Source organism: Skermanella rosea (assembly GCF_016806835.2).
Classification (GTDB): Bacteria; Pseudomonadota; Alphaproteobacteria; order Azospirillales; family Azospirillaceae; genus Skermanella; species Skermanella rosea.
In genome coordinates this window covers 493,117-510,181 of sequence record NZ_CP086112.1, presented here as the reverse complement: position 1 = coordinate 510,181, position 17,065 = coordinate 493,117, and the positions used below count along the sequence as shown (strand labels likewise).

The following is a 17,065-nucleotide window of genomic DNA, read 5'->3' as shown; positions in this document are numbered from 1 at the left end:
ATGCCTCCTCTCGTTTGACACGGCCACAGGACGATCGGCCGGGCGGAAATCCTACACCCGCCCGTCCGCCGGCGTGGAGAAATCGGGGAGAGAGGGGCAGCGCCGCCGGGTGACCCTGTCCACCAGATAGACGATCGAGCGGTAGGGCACGCCGGCATGTTCCGACAGGCCGATCTCGCAGGTCCGGTTGGAGGAATAGCCGCCCTCGCAGTCCCAGGGGACCGACTCCGGCAGGCGGCGGAGCGCGTGGTCGTTGAGTTCCGGGGTGCCGAAACCCTTGTCGCCGGCGAAGCCGCAGCAGCCGACCCCCTCGGGGACGACGACCGTCTCCGCGCAGGCCCCGGCCAGCGCCGTGATCCTGTCGCCGAGGCCCAGCCGCTGGGCCGAGCAGTTGACATGGACCAGCACGGGGGCCGCCTCCTTCGCGACGACCTCAAGGCGGGGCATCACGTGGTCGTGCAGGAACTCGATGCTGTCCAGCACGGTCAGCCGGCCGGCCAGGGTGCGCTTCAGCCGGAGGGTGCAGGCGGAGGCGTCCATCACGATGGGCAGGCGGCCGCCGTCGCTGGCCTTGGCGAGGGCGGCGGCCATCGTCTCGGTCATGGCGTCCGCCGTCTCCGCGAGCCCCTTGCTCTCGAACGCCTGGCCGCAGCACAGGCCGCCGAGGCCCTCGGGGAAGACGACCCGGAAGCCGGCCTTGCCGAGCAGGGCCGTGAACCGTTCGGGCAGGCCGTCCCGCTCCGGCGCGTCGGGCGAGGCGCCGAAGGTCCGGGTGGCGCAGCTCGGGACATAGACGACCGGCGTGCCGGCCGGATCGCCCCCGGCGGACGGGATGGCCCCGGGGCCGGGCAGCGACGGTCCGACCTTCGGGATGCGTCCTCCGGACAGCCGCCGCGCCGATCCGGCCAGGGAGACGGTCGCGTTCCGCCCGAGCACCCGGCGCGACAGGGCCGCGGCGCCCAGCCCCAGGCGGGCCGCGGCCAGGGCGCCGCCGAAATGCCGGGCGGCGAGGCTGCCGATCCGGCGGCGCAGCGGCGACTGGGCGCGGCCGCGCAGCGCCTTGGTCAGCAGGCCGGTCTCGATCCCGACCGGGCAGGCGGTGGCGCACAGGCCGCAGGCGGCGCAGGTGTCCAACCCCTGGTAGTCGTAGAGGCTGCGCAGGTCGGCCTCGCGCGCCGGGTCCGACCCGGTATCGGCGAGGCTGGAAATCTCGCGCCAGCCGACGATGCGCTGGCGCGGCGTCAGGGTCAGCCCGGCCGAGGGGCACATGCGCTCGCAGAACCCGCACTCGATGCAGGTATCGACCAGCGGGTCCGCCTTGGGCATCGGCTTCAGGTCGCGCAGGTGCGCCTTCGGATCGTCGTTCAGGATGACGCCGGGGTTCAGGATGCCGAGCGGGTCCAGCAGGGCCTTGATCTCGCGCATCAGCAGATAGGCGTCGCGGCCCCACTCCATCTCGACGAAGGGCGCCATGTTGCGGCCGGTGCCGTGCTCCGCCTTGAGCGAGCCGTCATAGGTCCCGACGACCAGCTTGCAGACGTCGTCCATGAAGGCGGCGTAGCGCTCGACCTCGGAATCGATCGCGAAGTCCTGGGTGAAGACGAAGTGCAGGTTGCCATCCAGGGCGTGGCCGAAGATGATCGCCTCGTGGTAGTCGTGCTTGGCGAACAGCGCCTGGAGGTCCAGGGTGGCGGCGGCCAGGTCCTTGATGGGAAAGGCCACGTCCTCGATGATCACCGTGGTGCCGGCCCGGCGCACGGCGCCGACGGCGGGGAACAGGCCCTTGCGGATCTTCCACAGCTTGCCGTACTCGTCCGCCGCCGAGGTGAAGGCGGCCGGCCCCAGGGTCGCGACGCCGGCCAGGACGGAGGCGATGTCGCGGATGTTGGCGTCCAGGCCGGCGGCGTCCTCGGCGCGGGTCTCCACCAGCAGGGCGGTGACGCCGTCGGCCAGCCCGCGGATCTCCGCCGGCATGCCGGGCTTGTCCTCGACCGAGCGGAGCGCCGCCCGGTCCATCAGCTCGACGGCGGAAACGGGGGCCGGCTTCAGCAGCGCCACGGCGCGGCAGGCCTCGCCGATGTCGGGGAACAGCAGCAGCGCGCTCGCCTTGTGGGCATGGTCGGGTACGGTGCGGTAGGTCACCTCGGCGATGAAGCCCAGCGTGCCTTCCGACCCGATCATCAGGTGCTGGAGGATCTCGACCGGGTCCTCGAAATCGACCAGGGCGTTGATGCTGTAGCCGGTGGTGTTCTTGATCGCGAACTTGGCGCGGATGCGGGCCGCGAGGTCCGCATCGGCCCGGGTCGCGGCGCCCAGCCCGGCCAGCCGGTCCAGCAACCCGCCGTGGCTCTGCCGGAACCGGGCCAGGCTGGCGGCGTCTCCCGTATCGACCAGGGTGCCGTCGGCCAGCAGCAGCCGCATGGCGACCAGCGTCTTGTAGCTGTTGTCCGAGGTGCCGCAGCACATGCCCGACGAGTTGTTGGCGGCGATGCCGCCGATCTTGGCGCTGTCGATGGAGGCCGGGTCCGGGCCGATCTTGCGGGCATGGGCCGCGAGGCGCCGGTTGGCGTCCGCCCCGAGCACGCCCGGCTGGAGGCGGACCAGCCTGCCGCCCTGCTCCACCACGATCCGGTTCCAGCGGTCGCCCAGGACGACCAGGACCCCATCGGTCACCGCCTGCCCGGACAGGCTGGTGCCGGCCGCGCGGAAGGTGACCGGCAGCCGGTCGCGGCGGCAGGCGGCGAGGATGGCGGCCACCTCCTCCTCGCTCTCCACCTTGACCACCACCCGGGGGACCAGCCGGTAGAAGCTGGCGTCGGTGCCGTAGGCCAGCAGCCGCAGCGGGTCGCGGATCACCCGCTCCGGGCCGAGCAGGGCGGTAAATTCGGCGATCGCGGGGCCGAAAGCATCGGCGGCGTCGGCCGCCCGCGAGGGTCCGGAGAGGGAGGTTCCGTCTGGCATTCCGCACGCCTTCCTGTCGCCGGCGGGATGGCGCCGGTCGGCTGTCGAGAAACAGGGGGAGCCTTCGGGAGGCGGACGGCATGGCGGGGCGGCGGCGCCCGGCCCGGCAGACATGCGCGCGGCCCGGCGGTTTCCGGCGTTCCTCCGTCATGCGGCCGTCTCCTCCGGGCCGCTCCGATCACGGATACTCGAACTTACCGATGCCGTAAAGCGGTAAAATGTTTTTGCCAAAACCCGGGCATCGTCCGGAGACGGCTATTTTCCTTTGCTCGTCACGAGGTTGACGCCCTGCTGGCGGCGAAGTGCGACCTCTAGCCGCGCGTCCGCCCGCTGGGCTTCGCGCAGGGCCTCGGTGGTCGAGGCGATATGGGCGTCGGCGGTGGCGCGCGCCGCCTCCGGGTTGCCGGCGGCGATGGCGTGGAAGATCGCCTGGTGCTGGCGCAGGAAGCTGTCCCGGACGCCGCGGCGCAAATACAGGCTGGTGCGGTCGTAGAACACGTTCTCGCTCATCATGCGGATGAACTGCCGCATGATCCCGATCATCACCTGATTGTGCGCGGCCTCGTAGATGGCGAGGTGGAACTCCGCGTCGGCCGCCGCCTCGCGCGAGGGATCATCCAGGCCATGGGCCTCCTCCATGGCGGTCAGGCAGGCCCGCAGCCGCTCGATATCCTCCGGCGTGGCCCGCTCCGCCGCGAAGGCGGCCGACGGCCCCGCCATCATCCGGCGGAACTCCAGATAGTCGAAGGCGGTCTCCGGATGGCACTGGAGCAGGCGGGTCAGCGGATCGGCCTCGCCTACGGCATCCCCCGGATCGGTCGCGTCGGATGTGTCGGTCATGGGCCAATGATACCGAACAGCCCTGCGGCACTTCAACGCCTGCGACATCCGCGACACCTCGGCAACGCATTTTTCCATGTACAAGCGGCCGGCATCTGATTTATCCACCATACTGACAGCCGGTATATTAATTTTACCAAACAAGATCAGGCTGGCAGAAAATAAACCGCAATCCGCCGCGACGCGCCCCGACAGGCCCGGGTGCGGCATTCTAGAGTGGAAACAATATGCAGCCCTGGATGCAAATCTATGATCCCGCAGGCAACCTGTGGGTTTCCGCGCTGGTCGCGGCGCTTCCGATCGTGTTCTTTTTCGTGGCGCTGGCCGTCCTGCGGATGAAGGGCCATGTCGCGGCCACCATCACCGTCGCCATCGCCCTGGCCGTCGCGATCCTGTTCTACCGCATGCCGGTGGGCCAGGCGCTGGCCAGCGCCGGGTACGGCTTCGTCTACGGCCTGTGGCCGATCGCCTGGATCATCCTGACCGCCGTCTTCCTGTACAAGGTGACGGTGAAGACCGGGCAGTTCGACATCATCCGCGCGTCGGTCGTGTCGATCACCGAGGACCAGCGCCTCCAGATGCTGCTGGTCGGCTTCTCCTTCGGCGCCTTCCTGGAAGGGGCCGCGGGCTTCGGAGCACCGGTCGCGATCACCGCGGCGCTGCTGGTCGGTCTGGGCTTCAACCCGCTCTACGCCGCCGGCCTGTGCCTGATCGCCAACACCGCCCCCGTCGCCTTCGGCGCCATGGGCATCCCGATGATCGTCGCCGGCCAGGTGACGGGGCTGGAAGCCTTCAAGATCGGCCAGATGGCCGGCCGCCAGCTGCCGCTGCTCGCCGTCTTCGTCCCGTTCTGGATCGTCTTCATCATGGACGGCGTCCGCGGCGTGCGCGAGACGTGGCCGGCCGTGCTGGTCGCCGGCTCGACCTTCGCCTTCGGCGTCTATTTCACCTCCAACTTCATCGGGCCGGAGCTGCCGGACATCACCTCCGCCCTGATCAGCCTGGTCAGCCTGACCCTGTTCCTGAAGGTGTGGAAGCCGAAGCGCATCTTCCGCTTCTCCGACCGGGAAGCCGGCGCCCCCGTGCCGCGGGCGGTCGGGGCCGCGGTCACGCCCACCGCGGACTACGCCGGCTATGGCGCCGGCGCCACCTACACCACCGGGCAGGTGATCAAGGCGTGGTCGCCCTTCCTCGTGCTGACCGTGATCGTGACGATCTGGAGCCTGGCCCCGTTCAAGGCGGCCTTCGCCAAGGCCGGCGCCTTCGCCTCCACCGTGTTCTATTTCCCGATCGAGGGGCTGGACAAGCTGGTCACCAAGGTCGCCCCGATCGTCACCTCGCCCAAGCCCTACGACGCCGTCTACAAGCTGGACCTGGTCTCCGCGACCGGCACCGCGATCCTGCTGACCGCGCTGATCTCCATCGTGTTCCTGCGCATGCGGCCGGCGGCGGCCGTCGCCACCTTCGGCGAGACGCTGATGGAGCTGCGCCGCCCGATCTACTCGATCGGCATGGTGCTGGCGTTCGCCTTCATCGCCAATTACTCGGGCCTGTCCTCGACGCTGGCCCTGCTGCTGGCCGGAACCGGCAAGGCCTTCCCGTTCTTCTCGCCGGTGCTGGGCTGGCTGGGCGTGTTCCTGACCGGGTCGGACACCTCGTCCAACGCCCTGTTCGGGGCGCTCCAGGCGACCACGGCCCAGCAGCTCGGGCTGTCCGAGATCCTGATGGTCACCGCCAACACCACCGGCGGCGTCACCGGCAAGATGATCTCGCCGCAGTCGATCGCCGTGGCGTGCGCCGCGGTCGGGCTGGTCGGCCGGGAATCGGACCTGTTCCGCTTCACGCTCAAGCACAGCCTGTTCTTCGTCGCGATCATCGGCGTGATCACCGTCCTCCAGGCCTATGTCTTCACCTGGATGATCCCCTGACGGCACGGCATCGGAGGCGGGGAGGCCGCGCCTGACGGCGCGCGGCCTCCCCGCCCGCCGTTCCGCCCGGTTCGGTGACATCGGGGCGTGGGGAGTGTTGGGCAGGGGCGGATCCGGTCAACCCGACGGATCGAATGGCCGGAAGAAGTCGAACCATGCCCTTGCTGACCTACCACGCCTCCCACGAGCAGTTCCCCCCGAGCCGCCTGGTGGATCTCGTCCGCCGGGCCGAGGCCGCCGGCTTCGGCGGCGTCTTCTCATCGGACCACTATCACCCCTGGGCACCCTCGCAGGGGCATTCCGGGTTCGTCTGGTCCTGGCTGGGCGCCGCGATGCAGGCGACGTCCCTGCCCTTCGGGCTGATCACCGTGCCCGGCGGCTGGCGCTACCATCCCGCCGTGCTGGCCCAGGCCGTCGCGACGCTGGGGGAGATGTTCCCCGACCGCCTGCCCTGGATCGCGGTCGGCAGCGGCGAGTTGGTGAACGAGCACATCACCGGCGGGGAGTGGCCCGAGAAGCCCGAGCGCAACGAGCGGCTGAGGGAAGGCGCCGAGGTGATGCGGGCGCTGCTGCGCGGCGAGGAGGTGACGCGCCGCGGGCGGATCACGGTCTCGGAGGCGAAGCTCTACTCCCTCCCCCGGCAGCAGACCAGGCTGGTCGGCGCCGCGGTCAGCGAGGCCACGGCCGAATGGCTGGGCGGCTGGGCCGACGGCCTGCTGACCGTGGGGCACGGACCCGATTCCGTGCGCAAGGTGGTCGAGGCGTTCCGGCGCGGCGGCGGCGACGGCAAGCCGATCTATTTCAAGATGGATCTCTGCTGGGCGCGGAGCGAGGAGGAGGCCCTGCGCCAGGCCCACGAGCAGTGGCGCTTCAACATCCTGGGCGGCAGCGTCAATTGGGACCTGAGGACACCGGAGGAGTTCGAGGCCGCCGCCCGCTTCGTCCGGCCGGAGGATTGCCGGGACGCCATCCACGTCTCCTCCGACCTGGGCCGGCTGGCCGGGTGGCTCGCCGAATACGCCGAGATCGGCTTCGCCGGCATCGACCTGCACAATGTCGGGACGGACCAGGAAGCCTTCATCGACGCCTTCGGCGAGCGGGTCCTGCCCCAGTTCGGCTAGCCCCTCAGCTTCGCCCCCTCAGCTTGGCGACCACCGGCATGGCGACGTTGTGGACCAGGGGGATCAGCACCGCGCCCACGGCGACCCCGAGCAGGCCCGCCGCGGCGGCGGCCACGAGCCATTCGAGCACCGCGGAGATCGCGGGAACCGCATGGCCGACCGCCGCCGCGAAATCGTGGACCGCGTGCCCGATCGCCGTGAACCCGAACTCCTCCAGCCCGTGGATGATGATGCCGCCGCCGACCCAGAGCATGGCCGCGGTCCCGATGATGCTGAGCGCCTTGAGGAAATACGGCATGCCGATGACGAGGCCGCGCCCGATCGCCTTGGTCACGGGACGGAGCGCGCGGTCGGCGCCGCCCGGCGGGTTGCTGCCGCCGCGCAGCCCCAGGATGCTGGAGACGGGGCTGTCGTTGTGGGCCAGGGACACGCCGGCGTCGTCCGCCTTGACGATCAGCGCCACGGCCCCGTAGACGACCAGGGTGATGCCGGTGCCGACGATCGCCAGGACGAGAGCCTGGGTCCAGAACGAGGAGGTGGCCGCCGCGACCGTGGACAGGGTGATCGCCATGATCTCCGCCGACAGGATCAGGTCGGTCTGGATGGCGCCGCGGACCCTCTGCTCTTCCACCTCGGCCGGGGTTCCGGCCGGCACCACGCCGTCCCCGCCGTGGCCGTGGCCGTGACCCGAGCCATGGGGCCACAGGGCCTCGTAAAGCTTCTCGGCGCCCTCGTAGCACAGGAAGGCTCCCCCCAGCATCAGCAGCGGGGTGATCGCCCACGGCGCCACCAGGCTGAGGAACAGCGCCGCCGGCAGCAGGTAGAGCAGCTTGTTCTTCAAGGAGCCCATCGCGATTCGGCCGACGATCGGCAGTTCCCGCTCCGCGGCCAGTCCGACCACGTAGCGGGGCGTGACCGCAGCATCGTCCACCACCACGCCGGCGGCCTTGGCACCCGCCCGCGTGGCCTGCGCGGCGGCATCGTCCAACGACGCGGCGGCGACCTTCGCCAGCCCGACGACGTCGTCGATGAGTGCGATCAATCCTGTGCTCAACCTTGAAACTCCCGTAAATCCGCGACGAAGCCGCCAGCAGAGTATCTGGCTCCCGCATCCAACACGGTTCGAGCCGATCGGTTTCGGACCGGGGCCGCGGACGGGCCCGATGCTCACGCATCGCCGATCATATACAGGATAAACATCGCCTTTTGGATCAGGAACATGGATGCTCCATCCCTGTTGCCAAACGGGAATCCGCGAAAGGAGTGCGATGACCGCCGTTACGGTCGATGAAGCGTTGAGCCGGATAGGCACCGGGCCTTTCCACCACCGCCTGCTGGCGATCTTCGGCCTGGTCTGGGCGGCGGACGCCATGCAGGTCCTGGCGATCGGTTTCGCCGCCCCGTCCCTCGCGGCGGGCTTCGGGCTTTCCATTCCGGAAGCGGTGCAGGCCGGGACGGCCCTGTTCCTGGGCATGCTGATCGGGGCCTGGGGGTTCGGCCGGCTGGCCGACCGGATCGGGCGGCGGAACGTGCTGATCGTCACGGTCCTGATCGACGCGGTGTTCGGGCTGGCATCCGCCTTCTCCACCAGCTTCGAGATGCTGCTGGTCCTGCGCCTGCTGACCGGGATCGGCGTCGGCGGCACGCTGCCGGTCGACTACGCCATGATGGCGGAGTTCCTGCCGCCCGAGCGGCGCGGCCGCTGGCTGGTCGCACTCGAGGGCTTCTGGGCGATCGGCACCATCCTGGTGGCCCTGGCGGCCTGGGGCGCCAGCCTGTGGGCCGGGCCGGACGCGTGGCGCTGGCTGTTCGTCCTGACCGCCCTGCCCGCCGCGATCGGTTTCTGGCTCAGGCTGTGGCTGCCGGAATCCCCGCATTACCTGCTGCGGCGGGATGGGCCGGAGCCGGCCCGCGCCGTGCTGGACCGGATCGCGCGCGCCAACGGCGCGGAGCCGGTCCGGGGCGGCCTGACCGCGGTGGAACGGCGGCATTCCCGCATGTCGGAGCTGTTCTCGGGGGCGTTGCGGCGGCGCAGCCTGCTGATCCTGGCGACGTGGCTGTTCGTCTCGGCCGCCTATTACGGGGTCTTCGTCTGGCTGCCGAGCCGGCTGGTGACGGAGGGCTACGGCTTCGTGCGCGGCTACGGCTTCCTGGTGCTGCTGGCCCTGGCCCAGGTGCCGGGATACGCCCTGGCGGCGGTCGGGCTGGAGACGATCGGCCGCCGGCTCACGCTGATCCTGTTCCTGGTGGCCAGCGCCGCCGGCTGCCTGACCTTCATCGTCGCCGGCCATCCGCTGCTGATCGCGGCGGCGCTGCTCGCCATGAGCTTCGCGCTGCTGGGCACCTGGGGTGCCCTCTACGCCTACACGCCGGAGCTCTATCCGACCGAACTGCGGGCGACCGGCATGGGCATGGCCGGCGCCATGGCCCGGTTCGGCGGCCTGCTGGCCCCCTCCGCGGTCGCCTTGGTCGTCGGCGCCGGCTTCGAGGCGGCGATCGGGCTGTTCGCGGTGCTGCTGCTGGTGGCGGCGGTGGCGGTCGGCCGGATCGACCTGGAAACGAGGGGACGGCCGCTGGAACCGGGAGCATCGACATGATCGATTTCGCCGCGAGGGCATACAATCAGAGCTTCAACATCGACCCCGTCATCCGGTCGCTGCTGGACACTGACGTCTACAAGCTGCTGATGCTCCAGTTCGTCTGGAAATGGTACCCGCGGATCCCGGTGACCTTCTCCCTGATCAACCGGTCGCGCGACGTCCGGCTGGCCGACATCATCGACGAGGCCGAACTGCGCGACCAGCTGGACCATGCCCGGTCGCTACGCTTCACCGAAAGCGAGACGGTCTGGCTGGCCGGCAACAAGCTGTACGGCCGGCGCGACCTGTTCGAACCCGACTTCATCGAGTTCCTGCGCGGCTACCGGCTGCCGGAATACCAGTTCGAGACGAAGGACGGCCAGTACGAGCTGACCTTCTCCGGCCCGTGGGTGGACGTGACCCTGTGGGAGATCTACGCCCTGACGATCGTCAACGAGCTGCGCAACCGCGGGCGCCGGTCGCGGGACCGCGGCGCCCGAACGGGGCTGAACCGGCTGAGCAAGTACGAGCTGGACAAGCTCTACGCCCATGCCAAGACGAAGCTGTGGGCCAAGCTGGAACGGCTGCGCGGCGCGGACGGGCTGAGGATCTCCGATTTCGGGACCCGGCGGCGCCACAGCCATCTCTGGCAGGAATGGGCGATCCTGGCAGCGGCGGAGGAGCTGGGTGCCGCCTTCACCGGCACGTCGAACGCCTTCTTCGCCCACAAGCACGGCTTCGAGGCGATCGGCACCAACGCCCACGAACTGCCGATGGTGCTGGCCACCCTGGCCCGGGACGACGCCGAGCTGAAGCAGTCGCAGTACACGGTGCTGGAGCGCTGGCAGCAGACCTATGCCGGGGCGCTGCTGGTGATGCTGCCGGACACCTACGGCTCCACGCAGTTCCTGCGGGACGCGCCGGACTGGGCCAAGAAATGGACCGGCATCCGGATCGACAGCAAGGATCCCTTCGTCGCCGCCGAGGAGGCGATCGCCTGGTGGACGGACCATGGCTGCGATCCCTGCGACAAGCGCATCCTGTTCTCGGACGGGCTCGACGTCGGCCAGATCCTGGCGTTGCACGAGCGGTTCCGGGGCAAGGTCCGCGACGGCTACGGCTGGGGCACCCTGCTGACCAACGACTTCCGAGGCTGCCACCCGTCGGGACGGGACGACCTGGACCCGATCTCCCTGGTCTGCAAGATCACCGCTGCCAACGGCCGGCCGGCCGTCAAGCTGAGCGACAACTACCTGAAGGCGTCGGGGCCGACGGAGGAGATCGCCCGCTACCGCGCCGTGTTCGGCACCGCCGGCGTGGAGAACGCGCCGCTGGTCGTCTGACCGGCGGCGTCACCGCGGCTCGAACGACCACGACATGCGTTCTACGATCCCGTAATAGAAGGGCTTCTGGTCGCTTGGAAAATTGATCTGGAAGGTGCCCACCGTCCGCCCCCGGCGGGCCAGCACGGTCTTGCGATAGAAGATGTTGTCGCCGATGAAGCCGGACAGGACGAACCAGTCCTCCTTGCGGCGCCGATAGGTGATCAGGGCCTTCTCTTCCGCGAGCGCCGCCTCCGCCGCCGCGGACAGCTCGGCGATGCCTTGCCCCGGATCGTTCTCCCGGCCGACGACGTAGAAGGTGGACCGGCGGTCGGCGGAAACGAACTTCGCGAACCGGCCGGTCCCGTCATCCGCCCTCGTGAAGACGGACGCGGGATAGGTCAGGACGGTGCCGGACTCAGGCTCCCGGTATGCGGCGTAGCGGTGGTCCTGCCGGGCCGCGGCGGACGACGGCACCGCCGCCGCCGCGACGCCCGCGGCCAACGCGACCTGGCGCAGGATGGCGAAGAGGCCCATGTGCCCGGCCGAGTTCCGCCGCCGGCCTACCGGACCGCCGATTGGAGCTGGCTGCGGATTTCCGGGTCGTCCTGCCTGCCCGGGTCCGCCTCGACGGTGACGGGAGCCACGCCCGCCTCCTCCATGCCCAGGTCGCGGGCGGCTTGCTCGGACACGTCGATGATGCGGTCCGGACGGGTCGGCCCCCGGTCGTTGATCCGGACATCGACCGACTTGCCGTTCTCCCGGTTGGTCACCGTCACGACGGTGCCGAGCGGCAGGTCCCGCGACGCCGCGGTGTAGCCCTGCGGGTTCACGGGTTCGCCGCTCCTGGTCAGCGTGTTCCCGCCTTCGCCGGCCTGGAAGTATGACGCCTGTCCCTCCTGCCGGACGACCTTGGAGGGCTCCTGGGCGGCGAGCGGCTGGGTCCCGAGCAGGATCGCCGCGATGGGCAGCATGAGCTTACGCATCGGTGTGTTTCCCCTGAATTGGCAAGACCTCAACAGGGCTTTTATGAAAAAGGCACGACGGTGCCGCTTCGGCCTGGATCCGGAAGACCGACCCCTTTCCCGGGATCGACGAGACCTCGATGCTGTGCCCCAGCAGGTTGGTCAGCCGGTCCACGACCGCCAGGCCGATGCCGAAGCCGTCCACCGCCTTGTGATTCTTGTTCCGGCTGCGGTGGAACTCGCGGAAGATCTCGCCGAACTGGTCCTTGGGGATGCCGATTCCGGTGTCCCAGACCTCGATGCTGACCCTGTCGCCCCGGCGCCGGCACCCGACCAGGACGCGCCCGCGTTCCGTGTAGCGGATGGCGTTGGAGATCAGGTTGCGGAGGATCCTTTCCAGCAGAAGCGGATCGCTCTGCACCTCCATGTCCGTGTTGACGGCGCGGAAATCCAGGCCCTTCCCGACCGCCTGGTGGCTGAACTCCCCGACCAGCCGGCCGATCAGCTCGCCCACCAGGGTCGGGCCGATGTTGGGTTCGACCTCCCCCGCCTCCAGCTTCGACAGGTGGATGACCGCCTCCAGAAGGTCGGAGAGCGACCTCGCCGATTGCTGGATCAGCCCGACGAGATTCCTGGATGCCGGTTCGCTGACCCGTTTTTCCAGCAGCTTGGCGAACAGGGCGAGCGCCTGGATCGGCTGGCGCAGGTCATGGCTCGCGGCGGCGAGGAAGCTCGTCTTCGCCCGGCTCGCCTGCTCGGCGGCGAGCTTGTCGGTGATCAGCTTCTCCTCGGCCCTTTTCCGCTGGGTGACGTCCTGGGCGATGCACAGGATGCCGATGATCCCGCCGTCCGCGCCGCGGAGCGGCACCTTGAGCTTCTCGATGCTCCTGCCGCCCACGGCCAGCGCGAGCTCCTGCTCGATGCTGACGAGGCTCTCGCCGGTCCGCATCACCTGCTCGTCTTCCCGGCGGACGGTCTCCGCGTCCACGGACGCCATGATGTCGTCGTCGGTGATGCCGGGAACGGCGCGTGACGAACCGAGGCCGACGACTTCGGCGAACAGCCGGTTGCCGCCGAGATACCTGGAACGGCTGTCCTTCCAGTAGACGGCGCAGGGCAGCTGGTCGAGCACCAGGGACAGCATGTCGCCGTCCGGGGAAACGCCGGGAGTCTCGCTGGCGTGGATCACGGCCCCGGAAACGGCGCCGGCGTCCGCGCGCAAGGGTTCTACCACGATGTCGAAACGCCGGCCCCGTGCCCGGATCTCCAGCTCGGCCGGCCGCCCCGACCCGGTCGCGGACGCCACGGCGTCGTGCAGGAGCGCGGCCGGTCCGTCGATCTCGCGGAGGTACAGCCCCTGAACGGCCTCCGCCGGCACATCGAGCAGATCGCCCGCGGCGCGGCTCGCCGCCTCCACCCGGCCGTCGCGGTCGACCACCAGCAGGGGATACCTGACCGTACCCAGGGCGAGGATCGGGAAGCTCCCTCCTGGCCGGACCGTCATCGGCAACGCCCCCACCGGACGGAGAACCACATTCCCGGCGAGGTCCGGGGCGAGCGCGGCCACGATGCCGGGAGCGTCCGGGCCCGGCACGTGCCTGCACCTGTTTCAGCGCGGGAGGTCAACTAGGTTTGCCTTGTATGATGATGATCAGGATCTTCCGGAAGGCGGCGCGTGCGCGCTGTTCCGGGAATCGGAGGAGATTTCCTCGCCGGAGCGGCGGAGTCCGAGCTTCCGTCTCATTTCTTCAAGGAAGTTTCTGACGTCTTCGACCGCCAGACCATCCCGGGCCAGCAGGATATGCAGGATCGGGTCGTCGAGAAGGTCGTCGACGGAGGGTTCAGGTATCATGTGGCGCATAGTCCGTCCTCGACGCTCAGTCGCCGGTTTCAAACCCGGAAACAAGGTCAGTAAGTTTCCCTTGTAACCATTCCAAGCCGGGTCCGGCACGGCAAAAGCGTCTCTTTTCTCCTCCGCGAGATTGAAAGTTTCTGGTTGAACTTATCTTCGCTCCAAAGGTTTTAGATCGGCAGTACACTTGTTTCCAAGCATGCATTTTTAATTTCTTCGGACTCTTTCGGCAGAGGGATAGAACTTTCCGGAATCCATTCAGGATTTGCCCTGTACTGGAGAGAGATGTACCGCTGAGATTACGATGAAGTCGCCGTGATTTAGTAATACGTATAGGTCTGGTGGGCTTTCCCATTGGTGCCGGAGGACGATCCGGAGATTTCCGGTCCGGGGATCACACGCCGCGTTCGGCGCGGCCAGCCGACAAGCATCTGCCGCTCGCCAAGGCAGTACCGGATGGTATTCCGGACGGATGCAACCATAGGGCACGGAAGGGCAGATGGGCGAACGAGGGTCTGGGTCCCTGAAAGCCTCGGAGGGGAGCGTTGGCACGGTTCCGATACCGCAGGACGAACAGCAGCGGCTCGTCGCGCTGAAACGCTACGATCTGCTCGACACGGTGCCGGAACAGGCCTTCGACCGCATCACCCGGCTGGCCGCGACCGTGCTGGGCATGCCGGTCTCCCTGATTTCCCTGATCGACGAGACCCGGCAGTGGTTCAAATCCCGCCACGGTTTCGACGCCCAGTGGACCCGGCGGGAAATGGCCTTCTGCTCGCACGCGATCCTCGCCAAGGAACCGCTTGTCGTTCCGGACGCCGCGGCGGACGACCGCTTCGCCGCCAATCCGCTGGTGGTCGAGCATCCCAGCATCAGGTTCTACGCGGGCGCTCCGCTGGTCACGCCCGAGGGCTACGTGCTCGGCACCCTGTGCGTGATCGACCGCGCGCCGCATCCCGAGTTCAGCGACGCGCAGCGGGAGATCCTGAAGGATTTCGCCGACCTGGTCATGACCGAGATCGAGGCCCGGTCGGCCACCCTGGCCCTGCGGCAGAAGATCGACGAGCAGCAGCAGGCGGAGCAACGGCTGCAGCGGCTGCTGAACGAGAAGGAGACCCTGTTGCGGGAGGTCTATCACCGGGTCAAGAACAACCTGCAGGTCGTCGACACCCTGCTGGCGCTCCAGGGGCGCCAGACCCCCGCCATTTCCGAAAGCCTGGGCGACCTGCGCCACCGGGTCTATTGCCTGGGCCTGGTCCACCAGAAGCTCATGCAGTCGGAAGACCTGGAGACCATCGACCAGGGCGAGTTCCTGCGCGACCTGTGCCAGTCGCTGGCCGCCCCCTATGCCGTGGGCCGGCCCGACGTGACGATGAGCGTCAAGGTCGAGCCGCGGAACAGCGCCATCACGATCGATTTCGCGATCTCCCTGGGACTGCTGGTCAACGAACTGGTCACCAACGCCTTCCGGCACGCGTTCCCGGCCGGCCGCAGGGGCCACGTCGACGTCTCGCTGACCGGCAGGGGTAACGGCACGGCCCGGCTGGTCGTCGCCGACGACGGCGTCGGCCTGCCCCCGGCCATGCTCCCCGGAGCGCCCCCGGCCAAGATCGGACAGCAGATCATCGCGGAGCTGGTCGACCAGCTGGGGGGCGAGATCGCGGTCGAGCAGGACCACGGCACCATCGTCTCGGTGAGTTTTCCCTGTCCGGAGGGGCTGTCATGCTGAAAAGCGACGACCCCATCCTGATCGTGGACGACGATAACCTCGTCCGCCTCGGCATCCGGATGACCCTGGAGGATGCGGGATTCTGCAACCTGTGCGTCGCGCGGAGCGGCCCGGCCGCGGTCGACATGGCCCTGCGGCAGCGCCCCGCCGTCGTCCTGATGGACGTGCGCCTCGGCACCGGAATGGACGGGATCGAGGCCGCCGAGCGAATCCGCAGGGAGCACCCCTGCAAGGTGATCTTCCTGACCGGATCGAACGAGGTGGCGACCCGCCTGCGGATCAGCGCCGTGGGCCCCGACGGCGTCCTGATGAAGCCGATCCTGCCCCACCACCTGATCGGCGCGATCGAGTCCCTCCGGGACGGCTGAGCGGTCGGCCGCCCGGCGTCAAATGCCGCGCCCGGTCCGGATGCGGTCGCCGGCATGGGTCATGCGGGCGATCTGGTCGGGCGACAGGTCCTCCTGGATCATGCGGACGACCAGGGTCTGCTCCAGTTCGGTCTGCTGCTCGTACTCCTGCTTCAATCGGTGGAAATCGGCGAACCAGTGGTCGTTGGCGACCGTCTCGTCGGCCGCCCGCCGGGCGAGGTCGGCGATCGCCCCGCGCAGCCGGCGCTGGCCGTCCCGGAGCCGCGCCAGGGCTTCCGACCGGTGCGCGTCCTCCGCCAGGACGGGGAAGACCGCCTCATCCATCATGTCGGCGTGGGCCGTCCACAGATCGGCGAACCGGGAGAACAGGCCGGACCGCTCGGCGTAGCCCTCGAACACGGAGTTGCCGGCCAGCGCGAAGAAATCGCGGCCGGCCTGATGGTCTGTCAGCATCGTGTCCAGGATCATGGCGGGGGGCTCCTCTCCGGGTTGACGTTCCGCTGGGGAAACCGCGTTTGCCGCCGCAGGGTTCCTGGCCGGCCCGCCGCGCGGTGCCGGATGCCTGAAACGATCACGGGTCCCGCGGGTTGAAGCGGGGCAAGCAACGTGGGGAGCGGTCGATACCATGCAGCAACGTTGGCCCAGTAATCTCCGGATCGTCCGCCATGGCGAAAGCTCCGGCAACGTGGCCCGCGAGGCCGCCGACGCCGCCGGGCTCGGCCGGATCGACATCGCGGAACGCGACGTCGACGTGCCGTTGAGCGCCCGGGGCGAGGAACAGGCCCAGGCGCTCGGCGAGTGGTTCGCCCGGATGCCGGCGGAGGAGCGCCCCGACGTGGTGCTGACGTCGCCCTATGTCCGGGCCCGCCGCACCGCCGAGATCGTGCGGGAGTTCGGCAGGCTGGACATCGACGTCGCCGATTTCGTGATCGACGAACGGCTGCGCGAGAAGGAGTTCGGCGTGCTCGACCGGCTGACCCGGCGCGGCATCCAGGAGGAGTTCCCCGACCAGGCGGAGTTCCGCCGCCTGCTGGGCAAGTTCTATCACCGGCCGCCCGCAGGGGAGAGCTGGTGCGACGTCATCCTGCGCCTGCGCAGCGCGCTCGACACGGTCAGCCTCCACCATTGCGGTCGCCGGGTGATGATCGTCAGCCACCAGGTCGTCGTGCTGTGCCTGCGCTACCTGCTGGAAAACATGACCGAGGAACAGATCCTGGCGATCGACCGGGAGGCCGACGTGGCCAACTGCTCGGTCACCGAATACGCCTACAACCCCGATATCGGGAAGATCGGCGGCATGGAGCTGCGGCGGTACAACTTCGTGGCGCCGCTGCGCGAGGCCGGCGCGCCGGTCACCGCCGACCCCGACGAGAACGTGGCCTCCCGCTGACCCCGACGGA

Annotated in this window: 14 protein-coding genes; 7 read left to right on the top strand and 7 right to left on the bottom strand. The window is 69.1% G+C overall.

From position 1 onward, the window contains the following. Nucleotides 1–51: 51 nt before the first annotated feature. Together JL101_RS30880 and JL101_RS30875 are read right to left on the bottom strand one after the other, a co-directional pair. Nucleotides 52–2,961 carry an FAD-binding and (Fe-S)-binding domain-containing protein gene (locus JL101_RS30880; RefSeq protein ID WP_203102160.1) on the bottom strand — a complete coding sequence of 970 codons (2,910 nt, stop codon included), beginning with the start codon at nucleotides 2,959–2,961 and terminating at the stop codon, nucleotides 52–54. A 255-nt stretch (nucleotides 2,962–3,216) separates the two neighbouring features. Next, nucleotides 3,217–3,801 carry an FCD domain-containing protein gene (locus JL101_RS30875; RefSeq protein WP_203102159.1) on the bottom strand — a complete coding sequence of 195 codons (585 nt, stop codon included), beginning with the start codon at nucleotides 3,799–3,801 and terminating at the stop codon, nucleotides 3,217–3,219. 227 nt (nucleotides 3,802–4,028) lie between these two features. Here JL101_RS30875 and lldP point away from each other — a divergent pair, with 227 nt between their 5' ends. Both lldP and JL101_RS30865 read left to right on the top strand, forming a co-directional pair. Next, nucleotides 4,029–5,729: an L-lactate permease gene (lldP, locus tag JL101_RS30870; protein ID WP_203102157.1), complete on the top strand. Its 1,701-nt coding sequence runs from the start codon at nucleotides 4,029–4,031 to the stop codon at nucleotides 5,727–5,729. Between the two features lie 155 nt (nucleotides 5,730–5,884). Beyond that, nucleotides 5,885–6,850, top strand: a complete 966-nt coding sequence (locus tag JL101_RS30865; protein ID WP_203102156.1) for a TIGR03885 family FMN-dependent LLM class oxidoreductase — start codon at nucleotides 5,885–5,887, stop codon at nucleotides 6,848–6,850. A gap of 4 nt (nucleotides 6,851–6,854) precedes the next feature. Here JL101_RS30865 and JL101_RS30860 read toward each other — a convergent pair whose 3' ends face one another. Beyond that, complete coding sequence (locus tag JL101_RS30860; RefSeq protein ID WP_203102155.1) at nucleotides 6,855–7,904, bottom strand: DUF808 domain-containing protein; 1,050 nt, start codon at nucleotides 7,902–7,904, stop codon at nucleotides 6,855–6,857. A gap of 214 nt (nucleotides 7,905–8,118) precedes the next feature. Between JL101_RS30860 and JL101_RS30855 the strand changes: the two genes are divergently transcribed. Both JL101_RS30855 and pncB read left to right on the top strand, forming a co-directional pair. Continuing rightward, complete coding sequence (locus tag JL101_RS30855; protein WP_203102154.1) at nucleotides 8,119–9,447, top strand: MFS transporter; 1,329 nt, start codon at nucleotides 8,119–8,121, stop codon at nucleotides 9,445–9,447. Continuing rightward, nucleotides 9,444–10,772: a nicotinate phosphoribosyltransferase gene (pncB, locus tag JL101_RS30850; RefSeq protein WP_203102153.1), complete on the top strand. Its 1,329-nt coding sequence runs from the start codon at nucleotides 9,444–9,446 to the stop codon at nucleotides 10,770–10,772. The genes JL101_RS30855 and pncB overlap by 4 nt, the downstream gene beginning before the upstream one ends. Nucleotides 10,773–10,781: 9 nt before the next feature. Here the strand turns inward: pncB and JL101_RS30845 are convergent, their stop codons facing one another. The 3 genes from JL101_RS30845 to JL101_RS30835 are packed head-to-tail and all read right to left on the bottom strand — an operon-like array spanning nucleotide 10,782 to nucleotide 13,310. Then, entirely contained in the window at nucleotides 10,782–11,288 is a 507-nt protein-coding gene (locus JL101_RS30845; RefSeq protein ID WP_203102152.1) for a hypothetical protein, read from the bottom strand. A gap of 26 nt (nucleotides 11,289–11,314) precedes the next feature. Further along, entirely contained in the window at nucleotides 11,315–11,737 is a 423-nt protein-coding gene (locus JL101_RS30840; protein ID WP_203102151.1) for a septal ring lytic transglycosylase RlpA family protein, read from the bottom strand. Continuing rightward, the gene (locus tag JL101_RS30835; protein WP_203102149.1) at nucleotides 11,730–13,310 is read right to left on the bottom strand and encodes a PAS domain-containing sensor histidine kinase; all 1,581 of its coding nucleotides are present in this window, start codon (nucleotides 13,308–13,310) and stop codon (nucleotides 11,730–11,732) included. The genes JL101_RS30840 and JL101_RS30835 overlap by 8 nt, the downstream gene beginning before the upstream one ends. Before the next feature lie 757 nt (nucleotides 13,311–14,067). Here JL101_RS30835 and JL101_RS30830 point away from each other — a divergent pair. After that, nucleotides 14,068–15,297 carry a GAF domain-containing protein gene (locus JL101_RS30830; RefSeq protein ID WP_203102144.1) on the top strand — a complete coding sequence of 410 codons (1,230 nt, stop codon included), beginning with the start codon at nucleotides 14,068–14,070 and terminating at the stop codon, nucleotides 15,295–15,297. Next, a complete protein-coding gene (locus JL101_RS30825; protein ID WP_203102141.1) occupies nucleotides 15,291–15,665 on the top strand; it encodes a response regulator in 375 nt (124 codons plus the stop codon). The genes JL101_RS30830 and JL101_RS30825 overlap by 7 nt, the downstream gene beginning before the upstream one ends. 18 nt (nucleotides 15,666–15,683) lie before the next feature. Here JL101_RS30825 and JL101_RS30820 read toward each other — a convergent pair whose 3' ends face one another. Further along, nucleotides 15,684–16,133 carry a hemerythrin domain-containing protein gene (locus JL101_RS30820; RefSeq protein WP_203102139.1) on the bottom strand — a complete coding sequence of 150 codons (450 nt, stop codon included), beginning with the start codon at nucleotides 16,131–16,133 and terminating at the stop codon, nucleotides 15,684–15,686. A 157-nt stretch (nucleotides 16,134–16,290) separates the two neighbouring features. Between JL101_RS30820 and JL101_RS30815 the strand changes: the two genes are divergently transcribed. Next, the gene (locus JL101_RS30815; protein ID WP_203102129.1) at nucleotides 16,291–17,055 is read left to right on the top strand and encodes a histidine phosphatase family protein; all 765 of its coding nucleotides are present in this window, start codon (nucleotides 16,291–16,293) and stop codon (nucleotides 17,053–17,055) included. The last annotated feature ends 10 nt before the right edge of the window (nucleotides 17,056–17,065 follow it).

Bases quoted from the DNA above. Each gene is read 5' to 3' on its own strand.
- JL101_RS30875 (WP_203102159.1), bottom strand. From the start codon at position 3,801: ATGACCGACACATCCGACGCGACCGATCCGGGGGATGCCGTAGGCGAG.
- JL101_RS30855 (WP_203102154.1), top strand. From the start codon at position 8,119: ATGACCGCCGTTACGGTCGATGAAGCGTTGAGCCGGATAGGCACCGGG.
- JL101_RS30845 (WP_203102152.1), bottom strand. From the start codon at position 11,288: ATGGGCCTCTTCGCCATCCTGCGCCAGGTCGCGTTGGCCGCGGGCGTC.
- JL101_RS30880 (WP_203102160.1), bottom strand. From the start codon at position 2,961: ATGCCAGACGGAACCTCCCTCTCCGGACCCTCGCGGGCGGCCGACGCC.
- JL101_RS30830 (WP_203102144.1), top strand. From the start codon at position 14,068: ATGGGCGAACGAGGGTCTGGGTCCCTGAAAGCCTCGGAGGGGAGCGTT.
- JL101_RS30840 (WP_203102151.1), bottom strand. From the start codon at position 11,737: ATGCGTAAGCTCATGCTGCCCATCGCGGCGATCCTGCTCGGGACCCAG.
- JL101_RS30815 (WP_203102129.1), top strand. From the start codon at position 16,291: ATGCAGCAACGTTGGCCCAGTAATCTCCGGATCGTCCGCCATGGCGAA.
- pncB (WP_203102153.1), top strand. From the start codon at position 9,444: ATGATCGATTTCGCCGCGAGGGCATACAATCAGAGCTTCAACATCGAC.
- JL101_RS30865 (WP_203102156.1), top strand. From the start codon at position 5,885: ATGCCCTTGCTGACCTACCACGCCTCCCACGAGCAGTTCCCCCCGAGC.
- JL101_RS30820 (WP_203102139.1), bottom strand. From the start codon at position 16,133: ATGATCCTGGACACGATGCTGACAGACCATCAGGCCGGCCGCGATTTC.
- lldP (WP_203102157.1), top strand. From the start codon at position 4,029: ATGCAGCCCTGGATGCAAATCTATGATCCCGCAGGCAACCTGTGGGTT.
- JL101_RS30825 (WP_203102141.1), top strand. From the start codon at position 15,291: ATGCTGAAAAGCGACGACCCCATCCTGATCGTGGACGACGATAACCTC.